Source organism: Streptomyces sp. NPDC031225, assembly GCF_055570355.1.
Map to the genome: position 1 here is coordinate 82,959 of NZ_JBVIHJ010000033.1, position 22,497 is coordinate 105,455.

At 70.2% G+C, this 22,497-nt stretch carries 13 protein-coding genes; 3 read left to right on the top strand and 10 right to left on the bottom strand.

Translation table 11 applies throughout. The annotated features are described in order from the left end of the window. Nucleotides 1-135 precede the first annotated feature (135 nt). Nucleotides 136-2,067, bottom strand: a complete 1,932-nt coding sequence (locus ACZ48Z_RS39850) for an acyl-CoA dehydrogenase family protein (RefSeq protein ID WP_468740806.1) — start codon at nt 2,065-2,067, stop codon at nt 136-138. A gap of 718 nt (nt 2,068-2,785) precedes the next feature. On the opposite strand from ACZ48Z_RS39850, the gene ACZ48Z_RS39855 reads away from it, so the two are divergent. Continuing rightward, the gene (locus ACZ48Z_RS39855; RefSeq protein WP_468740807.1) at nt 2,786-3,799 is read left to right on the top strand and encodes a LacI family DNA-binding transcriptional regulator; all 1,014 of its coding nucleotides are present in this window, start codon (nt 2,786-2,788) and stop codon (nt 3,797-3,799) included. A gap of 127 nt (nt 3,800-3,926) precedes the next feature. Next, nucleotides 3,927-5,966, top strand: a complete 2,040-nt coding sequence (locus tag ACZ48Z_RS39860) for a glycoside hydrolase family 31 protein (protein WP_468740808.1) — start codon at nt 3,927-3,929, stop codon at nt 5,964-5,966. 55 nt (nt 5,967-6,021) lie between these two features. Here the strand turns inward: ACZ48Z_RS39860 and ACZ48Z_RS39865 are convergent, their stop codons facing one another. From ACZ48Z_RS39865 to ACZ48Z_RS39900, 8 genes are all read right to left on the bottom strand, one after another. Beyond that, nucleotides 6,022-6,639, bottom strand: coding sequence for a chorismate mutase (locus ACZ48Z_RS39865; RefSeq protein WP_468740809.1), 618 nt, complete (start codon nt 6,637-6,639; stop codon nt 6,022-6,024). Between the two features lie 35 nt (nt 6,640-6,674). Next, nucleotides 6,675-7,385: a glycoside hydrolase family 12 protein gene (locus tag ACZ48Z_RS39870; protein WP_468740810.1), complete on the bottom strand. Its 711-nt coding sequence runs from the start codon at nt 7,383-7,385 to the stop codon at nt 6,675-6,677. A 39-nt stretch (nt 7,386-7,424) separates the two neighbouring features. Next, nucleotides 7,425-9,623 (bottom strand): glycosyl hydrolase family 95 catalytic domain-containing protein, encoded by a 2,199-nt coding sequence (locus tag ACZ48Z_RS39875; protein WP_468740811.1) that lies wholly within the window; start codon nt 9,621-9,623, stop codon nt 7,425-7,427. Beyond that, nucleotides 9,623-11,614: a beta-galactosidase gene (locus tag ACZ48Z_RS39880; RefSeq protein WP_468740812.1), complete on the bottom strand. Its 1,992-nt coding sequence runs from the start codon at nt 11,612-11,614 to the stop codon at nt 9,623-9,625. Before ACZ48Z_RS39880 ends, ACZ48Z_RS39875 begins: the two co-directional genes overlap by 1 nt. After that, nucleotides 11,614-13,815, bottom strand: a complete 2,202-nt coding sequence (locus tag ACZ48Z_RS39885; protein WP_468740813.1) for a WD40/YVTN/BNR-like repeat-containing protein — start codon at nt 13,813-13,815, stop codon at nt 11,614-11,616. The genes ACZ48Z_RS39880 and ACZ48Z_RS39885 overlap by 1 nt, the downstream gene beginning before the upstream one ends. A 148-nt stretch (nt 13,816-13,963) precedes the next feature. Then, nucleotides 13,964-14,890, bottom strand: coding sequence for a carbohydrate ABC transporter permease (locus ACZ48Z_RS39890; RefSeq protein ID WP_468740814.1), 927 nt, complete (start codon nt 14,888-14,890; stop codon nt 13,964-13,966). Continuing rightward, on the bottom strand, nt 14,887-15,957 hold the full coding sequence (locus ACZ48Z_RS39895) for an ABC transporter permease (RefSeq protein ID WP_468740815.1): 1,071 nt from the start codon (nt 15,955-15,957) through the stop codon (nt 14,887-14,889). The genes ACZ48Z_RS39890 and ACZ48Z_RS39895 overlap by 4 nt, the downstream gene beginning before the upstream one ends. Beyond that, nucleotides 15,957-17,645, bottom strand: coding sequence for an extracellular solute-binding protein (locus ACZ48Z_RS39900; protein ID WP_468740816.1), 1,689 nt, complete (start codon nt 17,643-17,645; stop codon nt 15,957-15,959). The genes ACZ48Z_RS39895 and ACZ48Z_RS39900 overlap by 1 nt, the downstream gene beginning before the upstream one ends. A 328-nt stretch (nt 17,646-17,973) precedes the next feature. On the opposite strand from ACZ48Z_RS39900, the gene ACZ48Z_RS39905 reads away from it, so the two are divergent. Beyond that, nucleotides 17,974-20,829: a glycoside hydrolase family 3 C-terminal domain-containing protein gene (locus ACZ48Z_RS39905; RefSeq protein WP_468740817.1), complete on the top strand. Its 2,856-nt coding sequence runs from the start codon at nt 17,974-17,976 to the stop codon at nt 20,827-20,829. A gap of 152 nt (nt 20,830-20,981) precedes the next feature. On the opposite strand, the gene ACZ48Z_RS39910 is transcribed toward ACZ48Z_RS39905, so the two are convergent. Beyond that, on the bottom strand, nt 20,982-22,427 hold the full coding sequence (locus ACZ48Z_RS39910) for an aldehyde dehydrogenase family protein (RefSeq protein ID WP_468740818.1): 1,446 nt from the start codon (nt 22,425-22,427) through the stop codon (nt 20,982-20,984). Nucleotides 22,428-22,497 lie beyond the last annotated feature (70 nt).

The window sequence follows — 22,497 nt, forward strand, 5'->3', positions numbered from 1 at the left end:
CGCAGCGATGGGGTAGTGGGCGGTGTGTGGGTCGGTGGGGTGTTTTGCCCTCTCCTCCCTCCCTCTGGTGTGGCCGGAGGGGGGGAGGGGGAACACCCCCCCCCCCCCTCTCGGCCCCCCCGCTGTGGTGAGTGGTCAGCGGATGGGGCGGTGGAGGTTCTCCTTCTCGGACGGTCCGGGTGTCGCGTCGGCGATCCAGACGCCTTCGCCGGAGGGGTCGACGATGCCGTCCTCCAGCCAGGTGTAGGTGCCGGACATGACGCCCTTGACGACCTTGCGGTCCTGGTCGTCGGTGTTGTTCCAGAGGCGGCCGAAGAGTTCCTCGACGCGCAGGCGGGACTGGTGGCAGAAGGTGTCGGCGAGCTGGTAGGCCTCGCGGCCGTGGTCCTCGGTGGTGTACAGCAGTTCGGCGCGTACGCAGGCCGCGCTCATCGCGAAGAGTTCGGCGCCGATGTCGACGATCCGGCCGAGGAAGCCCTGTTTGGTCTCCATGCGGCCCTGCCAGCGGGACATGGCGTAGAAGGTGGAGCGGGCGAGCTTGCGGGCGGTGCGTTCGACGTAGCGCAGGTGCGCGGAGAGGTCGATCTCGCGCTTGAACTCTCCGTAGGAGTATGGGAGTTGTCCCTGTCCGGCGACGAGTTTGGGTAGCCACTTGGCGTAGAAGACGCCGGCGTTGGCGCCCGCTTTCGCCTTGTCGCCGAGGGACTTCTCCGGATCGATCAGGTCACCGGCGACGGAGAGGTGGGCGTCGACCGCCTCGCGGGCGATCAACAGGTGCATGATCTCGGTCGAGCCTTCGAAGATGCGGTTGATGCGCAGGTCGCGCAGGACCTGTTCGGCGGGGACGGCCTTCTCGCCGCGGGCCCGCAGGGAGTCGGCGGTCTCGAAGCCGCGGCCGCCGCGGATCTGGACGAGTTCGTCGGCGACGAGCCAGGCCATCTCGGAGGCGTAGAGCTTGGCGAGGGCGCCCTCGATGCGGATGTCGTTGCGGTCCTCGTCGGCCATCTGGGAGGACAGGTCGAGGACGGCCTCAAGGGCGAAGGTGGTCGCCGCGATGAAGGAGATCTTGGCGCCGACGGCTTCGTGGTGGGCGATCGGCTTGCCCCACTGTTCGCGGGCCGCGGACCACTCACGGGCGATCTTCAGGCACCACTTGCCCGCGGCCACGCAGGAGGCGGGGAGGGAGAGCCGGCCCGTGTTGAGCGTGGTCAGGGCGATCTTCAGCCCCTGGCCCTCCTTGCCGATGAGGTTCGCGGCCGGGACCCGGACCTGGTGGAAGCGGGTGACGCCGTTCTCGATGCCGCGCAGGCCCATGAAGGCGTTGCGGTTCTCGACGGTGATGCCGGGTGAGTCGGTCTCGACGACGAAGGCGGTGATACCGCCCTTGTGGCCCTCGCTCTTGGGCACGCGGGCCATCACGACGAGGAGGTCGGCGACGACTCCGTTGGTGGTCCACAGTTTCACTCCGTCGAGGACGTAGTCGTCCCCGTCGGGTACGGCCGTGGTGGCGAGGCGGGCCGGGTCGGAGCCGACGTCGGGTTCGGTGAGGAGGAAGGCGCTGATGTCGGTGCGGGCGCACCGGGGCAGGAACCTCTCCTTCTGTTCCTGGGTGCCGAACATCTTCAGCGGCTGGGGTACGCCGATCGACTGGTGGGCGGAGAGCAGGACGCCGATCGCGGGGCTCGCGGAGCCGGCCAGGGCCAGCGCCTTGTTGTAGTAGACCTGGGTGAGGCCGAGGCCGCCGTACTTGGTGTCGATCTTCATGCCGAAGGCGCCGAGCTCCTTGAGCCCGTTGACGATGTCGTCGGGGATGCGGGCCTCGCGTTCGATGAGGGCTCCGTCGACCTTCGTCTCGCAGAAGTCGCGGAGCACCGCGAGGAACTCCTCGCCGCGTCGGGCGTCTTCCGCCGGGGGCATCGGGTGGGGGTGGATGAGATCGAGCCGGAAACGCCCCAGGAACAGTTCCTTGGCGAAACTGGGCTTGCGCCAGTCCTGTTCCCGGGCGGCCTCCGCCACCTCGCGGGCCTCGCGCTCGGTGACGACGGGCTTGATGGGTGGTGCGGACATTGACGCTCACCTCGCCATGAATCGGGATCATGGGGCCGTATGGTTACCGACGGGTGCTACCCGATCGTATGTACCCGATCCAGGGCGCGACCACCACCCTTCGCGCGGCCGTTCGGCCGATGTCGACGAAACCCGACTCGATGTCCATCCGTGGCGCGCAGGAGCGGGCCTCGACAGCGGGGGCGGACGCGTTGTTGTCGGGGGTGTTCCGCCGGACGAGGGCCTGCGGATGGCTCCCACCAGTGGGGGCCTGTCCGGCGACAGGGTGCCGCGCAGCGCTGCACACCGGGCTCGCGGACTCGTCGGGGCCGCGGCCGGGCAGCGGTGCGCACCGGGCCCGCGCACTCGCGAAACCCTCCCCTCGCGCACTGTCGACTCGTGCGGGACCGGCCGGGCAGCCCACAGCACCTTCCGCCCGCAGGCTGCCCGCCCCGGACCCCGTCCCAGGTGTACGGTGCCCACCCGGCCCGGGCTCCGGCTTCCGCGAGGGTTCCGGTCGGGGGTCCGGCCGCCCGTTTCATGGCCCCCCGCGGCCGGTCGTGGTAGGCAGGACGCAGCTGCCCGGCCTCCCCACGTGGCCCGGCTCCGGAAGTCTGTGTCGAAGCGCTTCGACAACCTATGGACACCCACCTCCGGTGGAGCTACTGTCGAACCACCCCCACCCGCCATTGTTCGCACTGCGCACTGTCGAAGCGCTTCACAAAACTTGGAGAGCTGGATGGTCACCCTCGCCGAGGTCGCCCAGCACGCCGGAGTCTCGGCGAGCACGGTGAGCTATGTCCTCAGTGGCAAGCGGTCCATCTCCACGACCACCCGGCAGCGGGTCGAGCAGAGCATCCGCGATCTCGGCTACCACCCGAACGCGGGCGCCCGCGCGCTCGCCAGCAGCAGGTCGAACATCATCGCGCTGATGGTCCCGCTCCGCACCGACATGTACGTGCCGGTGATGATGGAGATCGCCATCGCGGTGGCCACCACCGCACGGACGCACGGGTACGACGTCCTGCTGCTGACCGGCGAGGAGGGTCCCGACGCCGTGCGCCGGGTCACCGGCAGCGGTCTGGCCGACGCGATGATCCTGATGGACGTCGAACTCGACGACGAACGGCTGCCGTTGCTGCGCGGCACCGACCAGCCGTCCGTGCTCATCGGCCTCCCCGCCGACACCTCGGGACTGACCTGCGTCGACCTCGACTTCCGGGCCACCGGCGCGCTGTGCGTCGAGCACCTCGCGAAGCTCGGCCACCGCGACATCGCTGTCATCGGCGAGGCCCCGGCGGTCTACGAACGCCATACCGGTTTCGCCGAGCGCACCCTCGACGGACTCCGTTCCCGCGCCCAGGAGTTGGGCGTACGGCTGCTGCACCGGCCGTGCGACGGCGGGTACGACGCGATGGCCGTCACCGTCGCCCGCATCCTCGACGAGCGCCCGTCCACCACGGGCTTCGTCGTACAGAACGAGCAGGCCGTCGAACCACTGCTCGCGCTGCTGCGCCAGCAGGGCAGGGCCGTCCCCGAGGACGTCTCGGTGGTCGCGATCTGCCCCGACCAGGTCGCCGTCCAGGCCTCGGTGCGGCTGACCTCGGTCGCCATCCCCGCCCAGGAGATGGGCCGGCATGCGGTGGAGCGGCTGGCCGCCAAGCTGGCGGGCCAGGGTGAGGACGAAGTCGTTCTGATCGAACCGGAGTTGACGGTCCGGGGCAGTACGGGTCCGGCGCCCTCGGCGTCCTGACAGCCTGCCCGCCACAGCCCGCACGCCACACCCCGCACCCCACGGGCCGAGATGCCCCATCCCACACACCACGCATGCCGTGCCTGTGCGGCACGCCCCTGTCTGCATTCCTTCAGGAGCACCCCTCGTGAATCAGCCTGCCGAAATCCAGCCCAAGGTCAGCCTCGCGCAGTCGTCCCCCACCGTCGGCACGTTCCGGGAGCGGGACGGCGCGCTGGAGTGGAGCGGGCGCCAGGAGACCGTACGTGTCGAGCCCTGGGGTCCGGACGCGGTCCGGGTGCGGGCCAGGCTCGGCGGGCCGATCCTGGAGGGGCTGCCGGGTGCCCTGCTCGACGAGGCGCCGGCCACCGAGAGCACGGTCAAGATCGGTGATTCGGAAGCCCAGTTGACCGTGGGCGCGCTGACCGTCCACGTCGACGCCGAGGGACAGCTCCGCTTCCTGCGCACCGAGGACAGCGCCGAACTCCTCGCGGAGGCCCGCGCGCACTTCTGGTGGCCCGGCTCGCGTCTGTACACCGCGGTCGGCAACGGCCACCACCGCCTTGAGCAGCGCTTCGCCGCCTACGACGACGAGAAGCTGTACGGCCTCGGCCAGCACCAGCACGGCCGCTTCGACCAGAAGGGCCTGGTCCTGGACCTGGTCCAGCGCAACGCCGAGGTCAGCATCCCGGTCCTCGCCTCCAGCCGCGGCTACACCCTGCTGTGGAACAACCCGGCGATCGGCCGCGTGGAGCTGGCCCGCAACGGCACGCGCTGGGTGGCCGACTCGGCCCGCCAGATCGACTACTGGATCGCCGCGGGCGACCCGGCCGACGGCCAGCGCCGCTACAGCGCGGTGACGGGCCGTACGCCGATGCTGCCGGAGTGGGCGGCGGGCTTCTGGCAGTGCAAGCTGCGCTACCGCACCCAGGACGAACTCCTCTCCGTGGCACGGGAGTACAAGCGCCGGGGTCTGCCGATCTCGGCGATCGTCTGCGACTTCTTCCACTGGACGCACCTCGGCGAGTGGAAGTTCGACCCGGCCGAGTGGCCCGACCCGGCGGCGATGGTCCGTGAACTGGACGAGCTGGGCATCAAGTTGGTGGTCAGCGTCTGGCCCTCGGTGTCGCCGCTCAGCGAGAACCACCCGGTCATGGAGCAGCGCGGCTATTTCATCGGCACCCAGTACGGTCCGATGGCGCACGCCGACTGGCCGGACAAGGGTGTCGCCTCCACCGTCCAGGTGGCGTTCTACGACGCCACGAACCCGGAGGCGCGGGAGTTCATGTGGTCGAAGGTGAAGGCGAACTACCTCGACCCGTACGGCATCACGGCGTTCTGGCTGGACGCGTGCGAGCCGGAGCTCAAGCCCGGCTTCCAGGAGAACCTGCGTTACTGGGCCGGTCCCGGCCTGGAGGTCGGCAACAGTTATCCGGCCGAGAACTCCCGTACCTTCCACGAGGGCCTGAGCGCCGAGGGCGAGGAGGTCATCACCCTCAACCGCTCGGCCTGGGCGGGCAGTCAGCGTTACGGCGCCGCCCTGTGGTCCGGGGACATCGGCACCGACTTCCCGACCCTGCGCGAACAGATCGCGGCCGGCCTCAACACCGCGATGTCCGGTATCCCTTGGTGGAACACCGACATCGGCGGCTTCCACGGCGGCGACCCGGACGACCCGGCGTACCGCGAGGTGATGGTGCGCTGGTTCCAGTTCGGCGCCCTGTCCCCGCTGATGCGCCTGCACGGCTTCCGCGACCCGGGCATGGAGCTGGGCCCCGACATGACGGGCGGCCCGAACGAGGTGTGGTCGTACGGCGAGGAGGCCGGCGCGATCCTGGAGAAGTACCTGCGGCTGCGCGAGCGGCTGAAGCCGTACGTCCTCCACGTCATGCGGGAGGCCCACGAGGAGGGTCTGACGCCGATGCGTCCGCTGTTCCTGGAGTTCCCGCGGGACCAGGCGGCGTGGACGGTCGACGACGCCTACCTCTTCGGCGCGGATCTCCTGGTCGCCCCGGTGCTCACGGCGGGGGCGACGGTCCGCACGACGTATCTCCCGGCGGGCGCGACCTGGACGGACGCGTGGACCGGTGAGACGTACGCGGGCGGCACGACGGTGACCGTGGAGGCTCCGCTGGACCGCATCCCGCTGTTCCTGCGGGACGGGGCGGAGCTGCCGATCGCGGAGTGACCACAGGAGTGCGGCCGGTCCCCGTGGGGGAGGGACCGGCCGCGTTGTCATGCGTTCAGCGGCAGACGGAGGCCAGCGCGCGGACCAGGGCCCGGGTGTGCAGGGCGTCGAGGTGGTCCTCGTGGTGGACCTGGAGGCCGGCCAGCGCCAGCTCGGGACGGCAGGTGAACGCGCCTCGGTCGTCGGCCGTCGCGGCGAGGGCCTGGACGAGCGCGCTGGTGACGCGGTTGATCTGCTCGCGTACGACGCTCAGGTCCGGCTTGGTCGTCGGTGCCTGGTCCGGGTGGTCGGTCCAGCGCTGGAACAGGCCGCGCTGGACGGTCTTGTTGGCCTCGATCTGGTCGCGGAAGATCACCCGGATCTCGTCCGGGTCGGCGCCGAGCTGTGTGGCCTGGGCGGCCACGTTGTCGAGGACCTGCTGTTCGCGGGCGGGGTCGTCGATGGGGCTGTCGGTGCCCCATTTGGCGGCGGCGACGAGGTCGGCGGTGGCCAGCCGCTCGGCGGCGAGCTCGACGACGGGGTGCAGGGAAGAGACGGAGTGGGGGGCGGTGCGGGGTGCCGGGGTGGTGCCGGAGGCCGGAACCGCGACCGCGGTACCCGTCGCGGTGAGAACGACGGCCGCGGTCGCGGTCACGGTGGTCAGGGCACGTCGGAGGGGGGTGGTGGTACGCATGTCCCCATCCAACCCGACGGTGCCCCACCATCAGGTCAACTGCTGCTTACGGTCAGGTTGTTGGTGGTGAAGTTCAGTCCGCCGGACGAGCTGGTGATCTCGAAGCCGAACTGCACGTCGCCGATGGTCTCGTTGCCGAACCAGCCCTTGGTGTCCTTGATCCACTTCAGGATCGGCAGGATGTTGACCGAGCCGGAGGTGGAGTTGGAGGTGCGGACGAACGAGAACACCGCGTTGGATCCGTTGCTGCCCTTGTAGACGGTCCAGGTGTGGCCGCCGAGCGTCGCGTTGCCCTGCGAGGTGCCGATCGGGCCGACGGCGCCGGTCTTGTTGACCCAGAGCATGATCTCGTAGCGGTGCGCGGTGTCCCAGATGTCGTACGACGTGTTGTACGCGCCGGACGACGGGACCGTGACGTTGTAGTTGCTGCTGAGCGAACCCAGCGAGGTGATCGACTTGTTGATCGCCTTCGTGGAGTTCGGGTAGGACTTGATGCCGCCGGTGTTGGGGTGGTTGGCGTTGACGCCCCAGTTGGTGCCGGAGTTGGCCCAGAAGCACTGGCTGCCGGCGCCGGAGCCCCAGATGTTGTTGTAGAGGGTGTAGCCGTTCAGGCTGGTGCTGCCGTACTGGGCGCAGGAGCTCCAGACGGCGGCTGAGGCGGGGGCGGAGGCGAGACCGACGGTGGCGCCGATGGCCATCGCCGGGGCCAGTACGGCCATGGTGATCTTGCGCAGGGTGCTTGCCATGGTGTCCCTTTCCATGGGTGGGGGGAATTGCGGGGGGGGCTACCACGCCTCCAGACGGAGGACGTGGTCTTCTCCGGCGACCAGGTCGAGCGGCTCGGCGCCGGAGAAAGTCCGGAGTTCGACGCGGTGGGTCCGGGTGGGGCGGATCACCGCGGTCGCTTCGTGCGGGCTCCAGGTGAGGTCGAGTTCGGCACCGAACCGGGTGCGGATGCCTGTGAGTTGGCCTGTCGGGTACGCCTGCGGCACCGCGGGCAAGAGCACCAGCCGGTCCGGCGTCGACTGCACGAGCATCTCGACGATCACGGCGGGCAGGGTGTGGGCGGCGTCCGCGTTGTAGACATGCCGGTTCGGGTAGTGCGCGCTCATCAGGGAGTGGTGGAAGAAGTCGCCTTTCAGTACCTGGCCGAGGGCGTGTGCGACCCGTTCGCCGTCGCGCAGCCGGGCCGCGACGAGGGCGTGGTGGAGGTGGCCGTGGGCCGAGTCGTTCTCGGCGCCGCGCAGTTCGAGGGCGCGGTGGGCGGCCTTGGCGAGGTCGGGGGTGTCGTAGGGGGTGATCTCGTCGAGCGGCCAGACACCGTAGAGGTGGCTGAGGTGGCGATGGTCGTAGGTGTCGTCGAGGCCGGGCCGGGCCCATTCGGCGAGGGCGCCGTCGGCGTTGGTGCGGTGGGGCGGGAGACGGTCGGCGAGGGCACGCCAGATCTCCGCCTGCTCGGTGCCCGGGTGGTAGTCGGCGGCCGTGCGCAGGGCGTGCCGGGCGGCCGAGAGGTCCATGGCCGCGTTGATCGTGCCCCAGCTCGCGTTCGCCGGGCGGTTCTCGGGTGAGTAGGAGGGGACGACGACGAGGTGGCCGTTCGCGTCGACCCGGTGCAGGAAGTCCTCGTAGAACCGGGCGACTTCGGCGAGGGCGTGCGCGGTGCGCGGGTCCTGCTCGCCGCGGATCTCGTCGTGGTCGACGAGCGGCTTGAGCAGCCAGTCGGCCCCCGCGGTCCACAGGTGCAGCGGGTACTCGCGGCTGAAGTGGTACGTCAGCCCGGACTCGCCGTCGGAGTGCGGCGGGGCGACGACGCCTCGGGCGCCGAAGATCTCGCGGGCGTTGTCCTGCCAGTCCGGTATCTGACGGTGGACCAGGGAGGCGAGCGCCGCGGTGACTTCGGGGAGGGCCGCGGATGCGGCGGACGCGGTCTGGAGGTTGACGTTGGCGTCGTTGGTGAACGCTCCCGACCAGGCCGTGTCCCAGTCGCCGGTCCACAGGCCGGTGAGGCGGGGCGGGAAGAGGCCGCTGGCGGAGAGCAGGTGGTAGCGGCCGGCGGCGAAGAGGCGTTCCAGGAGGGCGGGGCTGTCGGGCTTGTGGAGCAACTCCGAGCCGGGCAGGGCGCGTTCGGCCGGGTCGGCGCGGAGATCGAGGGTCACGCGCTCGTAGGCGATGCGGTGCGACTCGGTGTGCCGGGCCAGGAGTCCGTCGAAGGGGTTCCGGTCCGGCAGCAGCTCGCCCAGGGACCGGGCCTCGGCGAGTGCGTCCGGTTCGTCGGTGTGCCGCAGGACGCGGGTGAGGAGGAGCACGGAGTCCGCGCCGGTGACGCGGAGGCCGGGAGGTGTGAGGGTCGTACGGCCGCCCGTGACGGCGACGAGGGTGATGCCTGTGTAGGCGCGGTCGCTGCCGGGGTAGCGGGCGCGCAGGGTGAGCAGGCCGCCCTCGGGGGTGAGGACGGCGCCGTGGCCGACGCCGAGGCCGTGGGGCGCGCCCGGGAGCCGGTGGTCCAGGGAGATGTCCAGGTCGGGGGTGGTGACCTGGTGGACGATGACGTCGTCGGCGCGGGAGACGAAGACGCGGCTGAGGCGGCCCTCGGACTCGGTCTGCGTCACCCCGGTGGCGAAGTCGACGCAGCGGCGGTACCTGTGGGTCTCGGCGGGACCGGTCCGGCCCAGCCGTAGTGCGAAGGCCGGGTGGAAGGGCTGCACCCACTGGAGCTCGCGCCCGTCGGTGAAGGCCTCGGCCGCGTGCAGGTCGCCGCCGAGCAACCGGTCCTGGAGTGCGGGGAGTTCGGCGGCGAGCCGGGGCGGTCGGGCGTGTTCGGAGCCGTTGGGGCGGACCAGGGTGTGGTGGGTGACGACGACCCGCTCGTCACCGGGGTCGCCGAACAGGAGGGCGCCGTGACGGCCGTTGCCGCTCAGGAAGCCGTCCTCCCAGCGCGTGGCCGGTTCGGGCTCCCAGGTGCCGTGGACGGGGCCGTCGCTCATCACGCGAGTACCACCACTCCGTAGCGGCCCAGCGTCACCCGGTCCGTGAGGTGCTCCCCCGTCAGCAGGTCCCGGTGGGTGCCGGGGACGTCGACCGCCACCGGCTCGCGGTCGTGGTTGAGGAGGAAGAGGAGGTGACCGCGGCGCACGGCCTCGACCCGGTCGGGCAGGTCGTCGAGGGCGGGGCGTGCGCCCGCGTCGTGGGCGATACGGGAGAGGAGTCCGCGCAGGGCGTCCGGTTCGGGGAGCGTCGAGCAGTACCAGGCGCGATCCTTGCGGAGCACGGCGGGCAGCCCGTCGAGCTCACCCCCCTTGTAGGCGGCCTCTGTTGTGGACTCCTCGTCCTTGTCGATCTCCTCCGACCACAGGGTGCCGCGGAATCCACCGGGTGATCCGTCGCACTCGGTGTGTTCGCCCGCGTCGAGCGGCCACCACTCGTGCAGGGTGCGGATGCCGAACAGCTCGCGCAGACGGGCGTCCATGCCACCGGGGCGTACCCGGTCATCCTGGTCGGCGACGCCGGTGAGAAATCCGGAGACGAGGGTGCCGCCCTGGCGGACGTAGGCGAGGAGGTTGTCGATCGCCCTGTCGGTGAGGGCGTAGAGCTGGGGGACGACGACCACCTTGTAGGCGGTGAGGTCGTGTTCGGGATGCGCGAAGTCGGTGGTGAGGTGGGCCTCCCAGAGGGCCCGATGCCACGCCTTCAGGAGGTCGGGGTGGTCGACCCGGTGGGAGAGGCGGCCGTCCTGGGAGCCGGCCCACCATGCGTTCCAGTCGTGCAGTACGGCGATGTCGTTGGCTGTGTGACGACCCGTCACCTCGCTCGCGATCCGGGCGAGTTCGGCGCCGAGCTGCTTGACCTCCAGATAGGTGCGGCCTTCCTCTCCCGCGTGACTGACCATCCCGGAGTGGAACTTCTCCGCGCCCTGCCGGGACTGGCGCCACTGGAAGTAGCAGACGGCGTCGGCACCGCGCGCGACGGCCTGGAGGGACCAGAGACGGTTCATGCCCCGCGGCTTGGGGTGGTTCACGCCCCGCCAGTTGACCGGCCCCGCGGCCTGCTCCATGAGCATCCAGGGACCGCGGGCCTGCGAGCGGGTCATGTCCTGCACGAGGGCGCCCTGTTGGGCTCCCAGGGGGTCCCGCGGGTCGGGGTAGAGGTCGACGGAGACGACGTCCTCCTCCTCGGCCCAGCGCCAGGCGTCCTGGCCGACCCACAGCGGCATGAAGTTGCTGGTCACCGGGATGCGCGGGGTGGCCAGGCGGACGATGTCCCGTTCGGCGAGGTAGCACTCCAGGAGCATGTCGGAGGTGAACCGCTTGAAGTCCAGCACCTGGGTGGGGTTCTTCATGTAGTGGGCGTGCCGGGGCGTGTGGATCTCGGCCCAGTCGCCGTAGCCCTGGCTCCAGAAGGCGGTGCCCCAGGCCTCGTTGAGTTCCTGAAGAGTGCCGTACTTGTTCCGGAGCCAGGTGCGGAAGCGGGCCGCGGCCTCGTCGCTCCAGTCGTAGGTGCAGTACTCGTTGTTGATGTGCCACATCGTGAGGGCCGGGTGGCCGCCGTAGCGGGCGGCGAGGTCCTCGGTGATGGCGGCGGCGTAACGCCGGTAGGTGGCGCTGGAGTGCGAGAAGTGCTGGCGTCCGCCCCAGTACTCGGTGCGGCCGTCCTGGTCGACGGGCAGGGTGTCGGGGTGCAGGTGGCCCATCCACGGCGGCGGCGAGGACGTCGGGGTGGCGAGGACGACGCCGATGCCGTTCTCGTGCATGAGGTCCATCAGCCGGTCCAGCCAGCCGAAGTCCCGCTCCCCCGGCTGCGGTTCGAGCTTCGCCCAGGAGAACACGCCCAGGGTGACGGAGTTGACGCCTGCGGCCTTCATCAGCCGCACGTCCTCGTGCCAGGTCTCCTCGGGCCACTGCTCGGGGTTGTAGTCGCCGCCGTAGAGGATGCGGCCGCGGGTGGCGTCGCCCAGCGACGGGCTCTTCTCCGCGGCCATCAGACGGGCTCCCCGTACTGGATGCCGCGGCCGTTGGTGGCGATGTAGACGCGGCCGTAGACCCGCGGGTCGGCGGCGATGGCCGCGCCGATCCAGCCCCACTGGTGCTGGTCGTCGTTGATGCGCACCCAGGTCTTGGCGCCGTCGTCGGAGCGGTACACGGCGGTGATCGACTCCGTGGAGCCGACCATGTAGATCGCCGGATGGTCGGCGCCGGCGGCGCCCTTGCCGAAGGCCAGGGTGTGCGAGGCCCAGCAGCTGGTGAGCTTGGTGAAGGTCGCTCCGCCGTCGGTGGACCGGTACAGGCCGTTCGTCTTCGTGCTCAGCCACAGGTCGCCGGAGCGCCCCGGGGCCGCGGTCAGCTGGAACTGGCTGTCCCCTGAGGGCAGTCCGCTCACGCGCCCGGTGAAGGTGAGGCCGCTGTCGGTGCTGGCGAACAGGGTGCCGGTGTCGGTGTCGTACGCGTAGAAGCGCGTCGGGTCGGCCGGGTCGGCGAGCGGGGTGGCGCCCTTGGGGTAGGTGGCAACCTCGGACCAGGTCGCGCCGTTGTCGGTGGAGCGCTGGGCGGGGTACTTGGTGCCGTCCCAGTGCACGAAGGTCCACAGCAGCACGCTGCCGTCGCTGTTGGTGGCGATCGGTCCCGGCGCGTCCTTGGCGAGGGCGGGCTGGGTGGCGAAGGGCGCCCAGGACTTGCCGCCGTCCTTGGAGAAGGCACCGTTGCCGTGGTCGCCGAAGCCGGTGCGGACGACGTACGACGGCTTGGCGGCGGCCTGGGCGAGTCCGGTCGCCGACCCGAACACGGGGTTCGAAGCCATGCCCCGTGAAGGCGACGCCGTGAGCCGCTCGTGGTACATCACGCCGATGTCCCCGAGACCGCTGAGCAGGTGCGCCTCCCCGGTCGGGGGCGAGATGAGCTGGCGTACGGAGGTCTCCTCCAGGCCGCGGATCTGCGGGGCCCAGTGCTTCAGGTCCCGGGTGCCGTAGAGGGTCGCGCCGGTGCCGTAGACGACATGCTTCGAGTCGTACGGGTCGAGGGCGACGGCCTGGATCCACCAGCCGAACTTGGCCTTGTCGGCGCCGAAGGTGAGGAACGGGGTCTCGGAGACATCCATGACCGCGGAGTCCTTCAGGGACGTCCAGGTGCGGCCGCCGTTGGTGGTCCGGTACAGGGTGTCGACGTCCGCCCAGCGGTTATTGGTGGAGACGACGACCGTGCCGGGGCGGCGGGCGTCCACGGCGACGCCGCCGTAGCCGAAGGTGTCCGAGGAGCCGTCGGCGGTGGTGCCGCCGGGCTTCACCGGGGTGACGTCGGTCCACTTGCCGCTCGCCGTGGCCAGCTTGTGCACACTGCCGTCGGACTGCCCGTTGGGGCCGGGCGCGTTGGCGTAGCTGACGTACAGCTCGCGGGTGTGGCAGTCGTAGGCGGCCCGGATCGGCACCTTGGCGGAGGTACCGGACGGCTGCGCGGGGACGGCTTCCCAGGTGCTGCCGTCGGAGGTGCGGTACAGGTTGGGGGCGGTGCCGTCGGAGTCGCCCCAGCCGGCGTAGAGGGTCCGCCCGGCGGCGACGAGGAGGGTGACGCCCTGGCCGCTCGCGCTGGGCGTGCCTGGGAAGCCGCTCGCCGCAGCCCAAGTCGCGCCCCGGTCAGTGGACTTGAGCAGCCCGTCGTGCCGTGTCCCGAGCCACAGCGTGTCGCTGTCCCGAGGATCCACGAGCAGCCGCTCCCCCGTTCCCCGGCCGTCCTCGTTCCCGCCGAGCTTCACCGTGAGGTCGGTGCGGGCCCAGGTGGCTCCCCGGTCCTCGGACCGCAGTACGGCCCCGTTGCCGGCCCAGGACTGGGCGTAGGTGCCGAGGGCGAGGTAGAGCCGGCCCGGGTGGGCGGGGTCGACGGCCATGGCCTCGACACCGAGGAGGTTCCAGTCGTCCCAGCCGAGATCGTCGTTGAGGGGGATCCAGCGGGCCGATCTGTCGTCCCACCGGTAGGCGCCGCCGATGTCGGTACGGGCGTAGGCGAGGCCCCGGACGGAGGGGTGGAAGAGGACCCCGCTGACGAACCCGGTGCCACCGATGGCGACTTGGCGCCAGCGGTAGGAGGGGGTGGAGGCCGCGGCGGTCCCCGAGAGGGACGGAAGGGCGGTGATCGCGGCGGCGGCCGCGGTCCCGGCAAGAACGGCACGCCGACTAAGCCTGAACGCAAGCATGACAAACCTCGCTCTGAACTAAGGGAAAGTGAACCCACCCAGGGGCGCGGGACTGTATCGATGTGCGGCTCCGCCGCGTGTGCGCGCCCAGCCACCGACAACCCGCGGCCGCCATCCGTCAGCACCACCCCTCCGGGATGGCGAACGGTCAGCCCTTCACCGCTCCGGTCAACATGCCCTTCTTGAAATGTCGCTGGACGAACGGAGAAGCCACCGCGACAGGAATCAACGCCAGCACCATGACGGCCATCTGCAGCCCCAGCGACGACAACTGCCCCGTACGAACCGCCTGCGCCAACCCCGTGGGCGCTTCCGTGTTCTTCTGCACCAGCTGGATGAGCACGTTCTGGAGCGGCATCATCGACTGGTCGCTGAGATAGATCGACGCGTTGAACCAGGCACTCCAGTAACCCACCGCGTAGAACAGGGAGATGACCGCCAGCACGGCCCGGGACAGCGGCATGATGATGGTCAGCAGGATCCGCATGTCGCCGGCCCCGTCGATGCGCGCGGACTCGGTGAGTTCGGGTGAGATCCCCATGAAGAAGGCCCGCAGCACCAGGATGTTGAAGACGCTGACGGCACTCGGCAGGATCAGCGACAGATAGGTGTCGGTGAGCCCCAGCGACTGCACCAGCAGATACGTCGGAATGAGCCCGGCCCCGAAGAACATCGTCGCCATCATGGTCACCAGGAAGAACCGGTGGCCCAGACTCCCCGGCCGCGACAGCCCGTAGGCGGCGAGCACGGACACGGTCATGGAGAACAGCGTGCCGAAGAGCGTGATCCCGACCGAGACCATGATCGCCCGGCTGACCTGTCCGCCGCTGAGCAGTTCCGTGTAGTTGACGAAGGTGATGCCCTGCGGGATCACGACGAGCCCGCCGACCCGGTCGATCACCGGCTTCGGGGAGAGGCTGGTGACGATGACGATCCACAGCGGACCGAGCACGCCGAGGCAGCACAGGAGGAGCAGGCCGCTCTTCGCGGTGATGCCGGCCTTGTTGGGCTCCTCCTCCCACGCGGGCCGGGCGGGAGCCTGGAGACTGCGGATGAGCTGCGTATTGAGGCTCACTTCTGGTACACCCCCTGCTCACCGAGCAGGTGCGCGAACTTGTTCGCGCCCAGGACGAGACACACTCCGATGACTCCCTTGACCAGGCCGACCGCGGCCGCATAGCTGAAGTCGCCGTTCTGGATGCCCATGTTCCACACGTAGGTGTCCAGGACCTCGCTGGCCCCGGCCCCGACGGCGGACCGCTGGAGCAGGAACTGCTCGAAGCCGACGCTCAGCGCGTCACCGACCCTGAGGACCAGCAGCAGCGCGATCACCGGGCGCAGCGCGGGCAGCGTGACGTGCCACATGCGGCGCCAGCGTCCCGCGCCGTCCATGGCGGCGGCCTCGTACAGGTCGGTGCTGACGGCGGCCAGCGCGGCGAGGAAGACGATGATCCCCCAGCCGGAGTCCTTCCAGACGGCCTGCGCGGTGACCAGGAACTTGAACAGGCCCGCGTTGGTCATCAGGTCGAAGCCGCTCCGCCCGTGGTCCTCCAGGGTCTGGGCGATGATGCCCGCACCGCCGAAGATCTGCTGGAACACGGTGACGACGAGGACCCACGAGAAAAAGTGCGGCAGATACATGATCGCCTGTGCCACGGCCCGCACCCGGGGCCGGATCACGCTGTTGATGAGCAGCGCGAGGGCGATGGGGATCGGGAAGAACAGCACCAGCTGGAGCACGAACAGCACGATGGTGTTCTTGGCGGCGCTCCAGAACAGCGGGTCGTCGATCATCCGCGAGAACTGCTCCACCCCGACCCAGGGGCTGTGGAAGATCGCGGTGATGCCGTTGCTGGAGACGTAGGGGTCGTAGTCCTGGAAGGCGACGACGTTGCCGAGCAGCGGAACGTAGTTGAAGAGCAGGAGCAGGAGCATGACGGGCAGCGTCATCAGGATGAGCGTGCGGTCGCGGCGCAGCCGGACCTTGAAGGGAACCCTGCCCGCCTTGCTCGCCTTGCCCGCTCTGCGCGGCGCCCGCTCCTTCGCCGAAGCCGCCACCGCGGTGGCGACCGCGACCGTCGGTTCCTCGACGGCCGCGGGAGGACGAGTCCCGTCGGGCCTGCTCCCGGCCGTGAGAGACATCAGTTGCCGCTGCCGTTCTTGTCGATGAGCTCCTTGTACCAGTCGCGCAGCTTGTCGCCGCCGGAGGACTTCCACGTGGAGATGGCGGCCTGGACGTCCGACAGCTTGCGGTTGCCGCGCACGTAGTCAATCTCCAGCTGCTCGAACTGGCTGGAGAGGTTGGCCCAGCGGGTCGGCTCGACGATGTTCATGCCGAACGTGGACGTCTTCTTCATGAAGGCGCCCATCCGCTGCTGCCACTCGACCTGCTTGCGGGCGACGTCCGGGAAATCGGGGTGGGCGAAGTAGGCGGCCGGCGCTGCCAGCATCACCCAGGCGTTGACCACCTCGGAGTTGCCCAGGTCGTTCTTGACCGGGACACCGTTCTTGACCGTGTAGTGGGTGCCCTCGACGCCGTAGTCGACGAGCATCCGCTCCTTGGTGCCGTAGGGCGCTGCCGAGAAGTCGGCGGCGGCCAGCGCGTTCTCGACCGTCTCCTTCGAGGCGCCCTTGCGGATCATCGACCAGATGCCGGCCGGCTGGGCCGCCCACAGCTTCGGGTCGCCGCCGTCGGCGCCGAAGATGTCCATGCCCTCGATGTCGAAGTCCGGGTTGGACGCGGCCTGTTCGGCGGTCTTCCCGTACCAGGAGGACATGTCGTTGTTGAAGACGAGGATCTGGCCGGCGGTGAAACGGTTGCCCGCGTCGCCGGTGCGCGCCTTGTCGTCGGGGTGGACCACGCCCGCGTCGAACAGCTTGCGGGTCCACTCCAGGGCTTCGAGGTACTCGGGCTGCTCGACGCGGTACGTCAGCTTGCCGTCGTCGCCGATGTTCCAGCCGATCGGCCCGGAGCCGCGAACACCGAAGATGTTCCACGCGGTCCAGTTCAGGTCACCACAGGCCCACACCTTGGCCTTGGCGCTGGTGGCCTCCTTGGCCCAACTGAGGAACTCGTCGGGCGACTTGGGGACCGTGTAGCCCTTCTTGTCGAAGATGTCCTTGCGGTAGAAGGGCACGATGGAGGACGCGGTGGCACCCGGCATCGGGATTCCGCGCAGCGCACCGCCGAAGATGCCCATGCGCCAGGCGTCGGAGGGGATCGCGGCCAGGTTCGGGTACTTCTTGACCTTGTCGCCCGCCAGGTACGGACCGAGGTCCATGAACTTCGCGGTGACGGCGTTGGAGATCTTGCCGACCAGTTCCCAGCTGGGCACGACGACCATGTCGGGTATGGAGCTGGAGGCGAGGACGGCGCCGAGCTTCTCGCCGTAGGTGTTGCCGTCCTGGTTCTGCCAGGTGATCTTGGTGCCCGCGGCGGCGTCGAGCGCCGTGTAGTAGGCGCAGCCGGCCTTCGGCGGGGAGCCCCAGAACGGGGACATGATCTTGAAGGAGGCGCCGGTGCCGAGCTTCTTGGGGACCGAGGACTTGAGGGCCGCGAGGTCGACCTTGCCGATGTAGCCGGCGGCCGAGCCGTTCTTGGACGGCAGGTCCGGGTTCGCGACCGTGCTGGCGACGAAGGTCGGGAGCAGCTTGTCCGCGGCCTTGCCCGACGTGGTCCCCTGGCGCGAGTCGCTGCCCGAGCCGCCACAGGCGGCAAGCAGCGGCATCCCGCCCGCCACGGCGGCGGTGGCGACCGCCGTCGAGGCGAGGAAGCTTCTCCGGCTCGGCCCGGAAGGACCGGAGGAGGGGGCGGCGGCGTTCGGCGTCATTGCGTCAACCCTTCATGGCGCACCAGGACACCCGGCGGTGGAGCCGTCGGCTGCGGTGTCTTGAGTGGAACTGGCTGAGCTGAAGTTGTCCTTCGACCCGTGTAACGGCGGTTCGTAGTCGAAGCGCTTCGATGTTGCTGTGAGGTTAAGTGAACACCCAGGGGTGCACAAGGGTCGGATGCAAGATTCCTCGGAGGTGCAACGGGTGACCTTTTCTTATGCACCGCTTGAAGTGGCGGTGTTGATCTCTTGACACCCACCCCGGTGCCGAATGAGCATCGAAGCGCTTCGAAAGCATCGAACCGATCCATCACAAGGGGATCCCCACGTGACCGCACACCCGCCGCACACGCCACCGTTCCGCGATCCGCACATGCCGTTCGCGAAGCGCATCGACGATCTGCTGTCGCGGCTGACCCCCGACGAGAAGATCGGCTTCCTGCACCAGTTCACCCCGGCCGTCGAGCGGCTCGGCATCGCCGAGTTCCGCACCGGCCAGGAGGCGCTGCACGGCGTCGCGTGGATGGGTCCGGCGACGGTCTTCCCGCAGGCGGTCGGTCTCGGCGCGACCTGGAACACCGAGCTCGTACGACGGGTCGGCGAGGCGGTGTCCAAGGAGGTCCGGGCGATGCGGGCCCGCGACGACCGCGTCGGCCTCAACGTCTGGGCGCCGACGGTCAATCTGCTCCGGCACCCGCTGTGGGGCCGTAACGAGGAGGGCTACTCGGAGGACCCGAAGCTCACCTCCGCCATCGCCACCGCCTACACCCGCGGGCTGCGCGGCGACCACCCGACGTACTGGCGCACCGCCCCGGTCCTCAAGCACTGGCTGGCCCACAACAACGAGACGGACCGGGCCACCGCGTCGAGTTCGGTGCGTCCGCGCGTGCTGCACGAGTACGACCTGCGCGCCTTCCGCGAGACGGTCGAGGCGGGCGCGGTGGCAGGGGTGATGCCGGCGTACAACCTGGTCAACGGCCGCCCCAACCACGTCTCGCCGTATCTGCGCGAGCAGCTGCGGGCGTGGACGGACGAGGAGCTGCTGGTCTGCTCGGACGCGGGCGCGCCCTCCAACCTGGTCGACCACGAGCACTACTTCGACACCCACGAGGAGGCCACCGCGGCCTCGCTCAAGGCCGGCGTCGACAGCTTCACCGACCACGGCACGGACAGCTCGCAGATCGTCGCCCGTCTCCAAGGGGCCCTGGACCATGGCCTGTTGACCGAGGCCGACATCGACACCGCGGTTCGCCGGCAGCTCTCGGTCCGTTTCCGGCTCGGCGAGTTCGACCCGCAGCACGACCCGCACGCCGACGACAAGGACTTCGACACCCCGGAGCACCGCGCGCTCGCCCAGGAGGCCGCCGAGCAGGCGATCGTCCTGCTCAGGAACGACGGTGTGCTGCCGCTCGCCCCCGACGCCCGGATCGCCGTGGTCGGTCTGCTCGCCGACGAGTGCAAGCTCGACTGGTACAGCGGCACGCTCATCCACCGCTCCACCCCGCTGGAGGGGCTGTACGAGCGGTTCGGCGCCGAGCGTGTGGAGTTCGCGGAGGGTGTGGACCGGGTCCGGCTGAAGACCTCCGCCGGGACGTTTCTGCACGTCCCGGTCTCCGAGGACAGCGAGGACGAGGTGCGCGGCGCCGAGGGCGCCCTGGACCCGGCGCTGCTCGCGGGCCGCACCGACCTGCCCCCGCTGACGACGGACGCGACCGGCACCGAGTTCGCGCTGGTCGACTGGGACGAGGGCGTTCTCACGCTCCGCGCCCCGGACGGCCGCTATCTCTCCGTCGCCGAGGACGGTTACCTCCGCGCCTCCGCCGACCAGCCCGGAGGCTGGGTCGTCCAGGAGACCTTCCGCCTGGAACAGCACGGCAGCGGTCACCTCCTCAGGCACATCGGCACGGGCCGCCACGTCACTGTCGGCGCGGACGGAGTAAAGGTTGCCGACGAAAACGACGGGACCGACGCGAACGCGGAAACCTTTGAGCTGATCATCGCTGAACGCGGCGAAGACGCAGTGACCCGCATCACATCCGAGGCGGACGTCGTCCTGGTCGTCGCGGGGAACGATCCGCACATCAACGGCCGCGAGACCGAGGACCGCGCCTCCCTGCGCCTCCCCGCCCACCAGGAGCGCCTGCTGCGGGCGGCCCGCGCCGCGAACCCCCGCACGGTCCTGGCACTGGTCTCGGCCTACCCGTACGCGGTCGACACCGCGGGCCTCTCCGCAACGCTCTGGACAGCGCACGGCGGCCAGGCGGCCGGCGCCGCCCTGGCCCGCGTCCTGGCCGGCGACGTCTCCCCCGCCGGCCGCCTGCCGCAGACCTGGTACGAGAACGACGCCGACCTGCCCGGCCTGCTCGACTACGACATCGTCGGCAGCCGTCAGACCTACCTCTACTTCGAGGGCACCCCGCTCTTCCCGTTCGGGCACGGCCTGTCGTACGCGTCCTTCTCATACGGCGACCTCGGCGTGCGGATCGACGGCGGGACAGCACACGTCTCGTTCGCGATCACGAACACCGGTGACGTCACCGCCGACGAGGTCGCCCAGCTCTACACCCGCGCGGTCGACCCGGCACTCCCCCGCCCGCGCCGCGAACTGGTGGCCCACCGGCGTGTGACCCTCGCACCGGGCGCCCGCGAGGAACTGTCCTTCGAAGTCCCCCTGAGCGCCTTCGAGTTCTGGGACGTGACACAGAGCCGGTGGCGTCTGGACCCGGGCCCGTACGAACTCCTGGCCGGCGCCTCCAGCGAGGACATCCGGCTGCGTACGACGGTGCTGCTCGACGGCGAGCCCGGCGCGCCGCGTCCCGTGCTCCAACGGGGCCTCGCGGGCGCGGACTTCGACGAGCAGAGCGGGGTCGAGATCGTCGACCGGACGAAGACGGCGGGCGACGCGGTGACCGTGGTCGAGGGCCGTACCGGTGAACTGGTCTACAGGGACTGCGACTTCGGCGACGGGGTCACCGAGGTGACGGCCCTGGTCTCCGGCGAGGGCACGGTCGAGCTGTCACTGGACGGGGGCGCGGTGCTCGCCGTCCTGGAGGTGACGGAATCCGGCTCCGGACCGTACGACTACACCACCCTCGACGCCGGGATGGTCGCCGAGGGAGTGCACGACGTGCACATCGGACTGCGCGGCCCGCTGCGGCTCGCGCACGTCGGCTTCTCCGGCTGAGGGTCCGGAGCGGCCGACGACAAGAAGGGGCCCGGCACCGGAAGGCATCGGTGCCGGGCCCCTTCGGGGCGGCGGGTCAGCGTCGCTGCGCCGACTCTACTTGAAAATGGTTCCCATTAGCTAGTGGAGTCCGCCGCGGGATGCGCGGATCCTCAGAGCGCGAGCCCCGTGAGCACCAGCACCCGCTCGTAGGTGTAGTCGTCCATCGCGAACTTCACGCCCTCGCGGCCCACCCCGGACTGCTTGGCGCCGCCGTACGGCATCTGGTCGGCACGGTAGGAGGGCACGTCGCCGATGACGACACCGCCGACCTCGAGGGCCCGGTGGGCGCGGAAGGCGGCCTGCAGGTCGCGGGTGAACACACCTGCCTGGAGGCCGTACTTGGAGGAGTTGACGGCGGCGAACGCCTCGTCCTCACCGTTCACCTTCTGCACGGTCAGGACCGGTCCGAAGACCTCCTCGCAGGAGATCGTCGTGTCGGCCGGGACGTCGGTGAGGACGGTCGGCGCGTAGGTGGCGCCGTCGCGGTCACCGCCCGTCAGCAGGCTCGCGCCCGCCTCCACGGCTTCCTTCACCCACGCCTCGACGCGCTTGGCCGCGTCCTCGCTGACCAGCGGGCCGACGTCGGTCGCGTCGTCGCCGGGGTCGCCCGTGCCCTGGGCCTCGACGGCGGCGACGATCCGCGGGAGCAGCCGGTCGTACACCGACGCGTCGGCGATGACCCGCTGCACGGAGATGCAGGACTGGCCGCCCTGGTAGTTGGAGAAGGTCGCGATACGGGTCGCGGCCCAGTCGAGGTCGGCGTCGGAGGCGTAGTCGCCGAGCACGACCGCGGCACCGTTGCCGCCCAGCTCCAGCGTGCAGTGCTTGCGCGGCACCGAGTCCATGATCGCGTAGCCGACCTTCTCGGAACCGGTGAAGGAGATCACGGGCAGGCGCTCGTCCTGGACGAGGTCGGCCATGCGGTCGTTCGGGACGGGGAGGATGCTCCAGGAACCGGCGGGCAGCTCGGTCTCCGCCAGCAGTTCGCCGATGACGAGGCCGGACAGCGGGGTGGCCGGGGCGGGCTTCAGGATGATCGGCGCGCCGGCCGCGATCGCCGGGGCGATCTTGTGGGCGCACAGGTTGAGCGGGAAGTTGAAGGGCGCGATACCGAGGACGACGCCCTTCGGGAAGCGCCGGGTCAGCGCGAGGCGACCCTGACCGCCGAGGTCGGTGTCGAGCCGCTGGGCCTCGCCGCCGTTGAACCGCCGGGCCTCCTCCGCCGCGAACCGGAACACGGACACCGCCCGCCCGACTTCCCCTCGGGCCCACTTGACCGGCTTGCCGTTCTCGGCGGAGATCAGCTGGGCGATCTCCTCGGTGCGCTCGACGAGCCTGCGGCTGACGTGGTCGAGGGCGGCGGCGCGGACATGGGCGGGGGTCGCGGCGAACTCGTCCCGTACGGCGTACGCGGCGGCCACGGCCTCCTCGATCTGCTTGTCGTCCGGCACGGCGACCCTGCCGACCAGCCGGCCGTCCCAGGGAGAGGTGACGTCGAAGGTGTCCTCGCCGGTGACCCGGCGGCCGGCGAGCCAGAAGGCGTGGGTGGAAGTCATGCCCCCACGGTAGGGCCGGGAGGACGCGATCGAATTTGTCCGGGGTGTAGCAGTGGGGAGGACCAGTGCA

Coding starts and splice junctions, on each gene's coding strand:
- ACZ48Z_RS39850 (WP_468740806.1), bottom strand. CDS start 2,067: ATGTCCGCACCACCCATCAAGCCCGTCGTCACCGAGCGCGAGGCCCGC.
- ACZ48Z_RS39855 (WP_468740807.1), top strand. CDS start 2,786: ATGGTCACCCTCGCCGAGGTCGCCCAGCACGCCGGAGTCTCGGCGAGC.
- ACZ48Z_RS39865 (WP_468740809.1), bottom strand. CDS start 6,639: ATGCGTACCACCACCCCCCTCCGACGTGCCCTGACCACCGTGACCGCG.
- ACZ48Z_RS39870 (WP_468740810.1), bottom strand. CDS start 7,385: ATGGCAAGCACCCTGCGCAAGATCACCATGGCCGTACTGGCCCCGGCG.
- ACZ48Z_RS39875 (WP_468740811.1), bottom strand. CDS start 9,623: ATGAGCGACGGCCCCGTCCACGGCACCTGGGAGCCCGAACCGGCCACG.
- ACZ48Z_RS39880 (WP_468740812.1), bottom strand. CDS start 11,614: ATGGCCGCGGAGAAGAGCCCGTCGCTGGGCGACGCCACCCGCGGCCGC.
- ACZ48Z_RS39885 (WP_468740813.1), bottom strand. CDS start 13,815: ATGCTTGCGTTCAGGCTTAGTCGGCGTGCCGTTCTTGCCGGGACCGCG.
- ACZ48Z_RS39895 (WP_468740815.1), bottom strand. CDS start 15,957: ATGTCTCTCACGGCCGGGAGCAGGCCCGACGGGACTCGTCCTCCCGCG.
- ACZ48Z_RS39900 (WP_468740816.1), bottom strand. CDS start 17,645: ATGACGCCGAACGCCGCCGCCCCCTCCTCCGGTCCTTCCGGGCCGAGC.
- ACZ48Z_RS39910 (WP_468740818.1), bottom strand. CDS start 22,427: ATGACTTCCACCCACGCCTTCTGGCTCGCCGGCCGCCGGGTCACCGGC.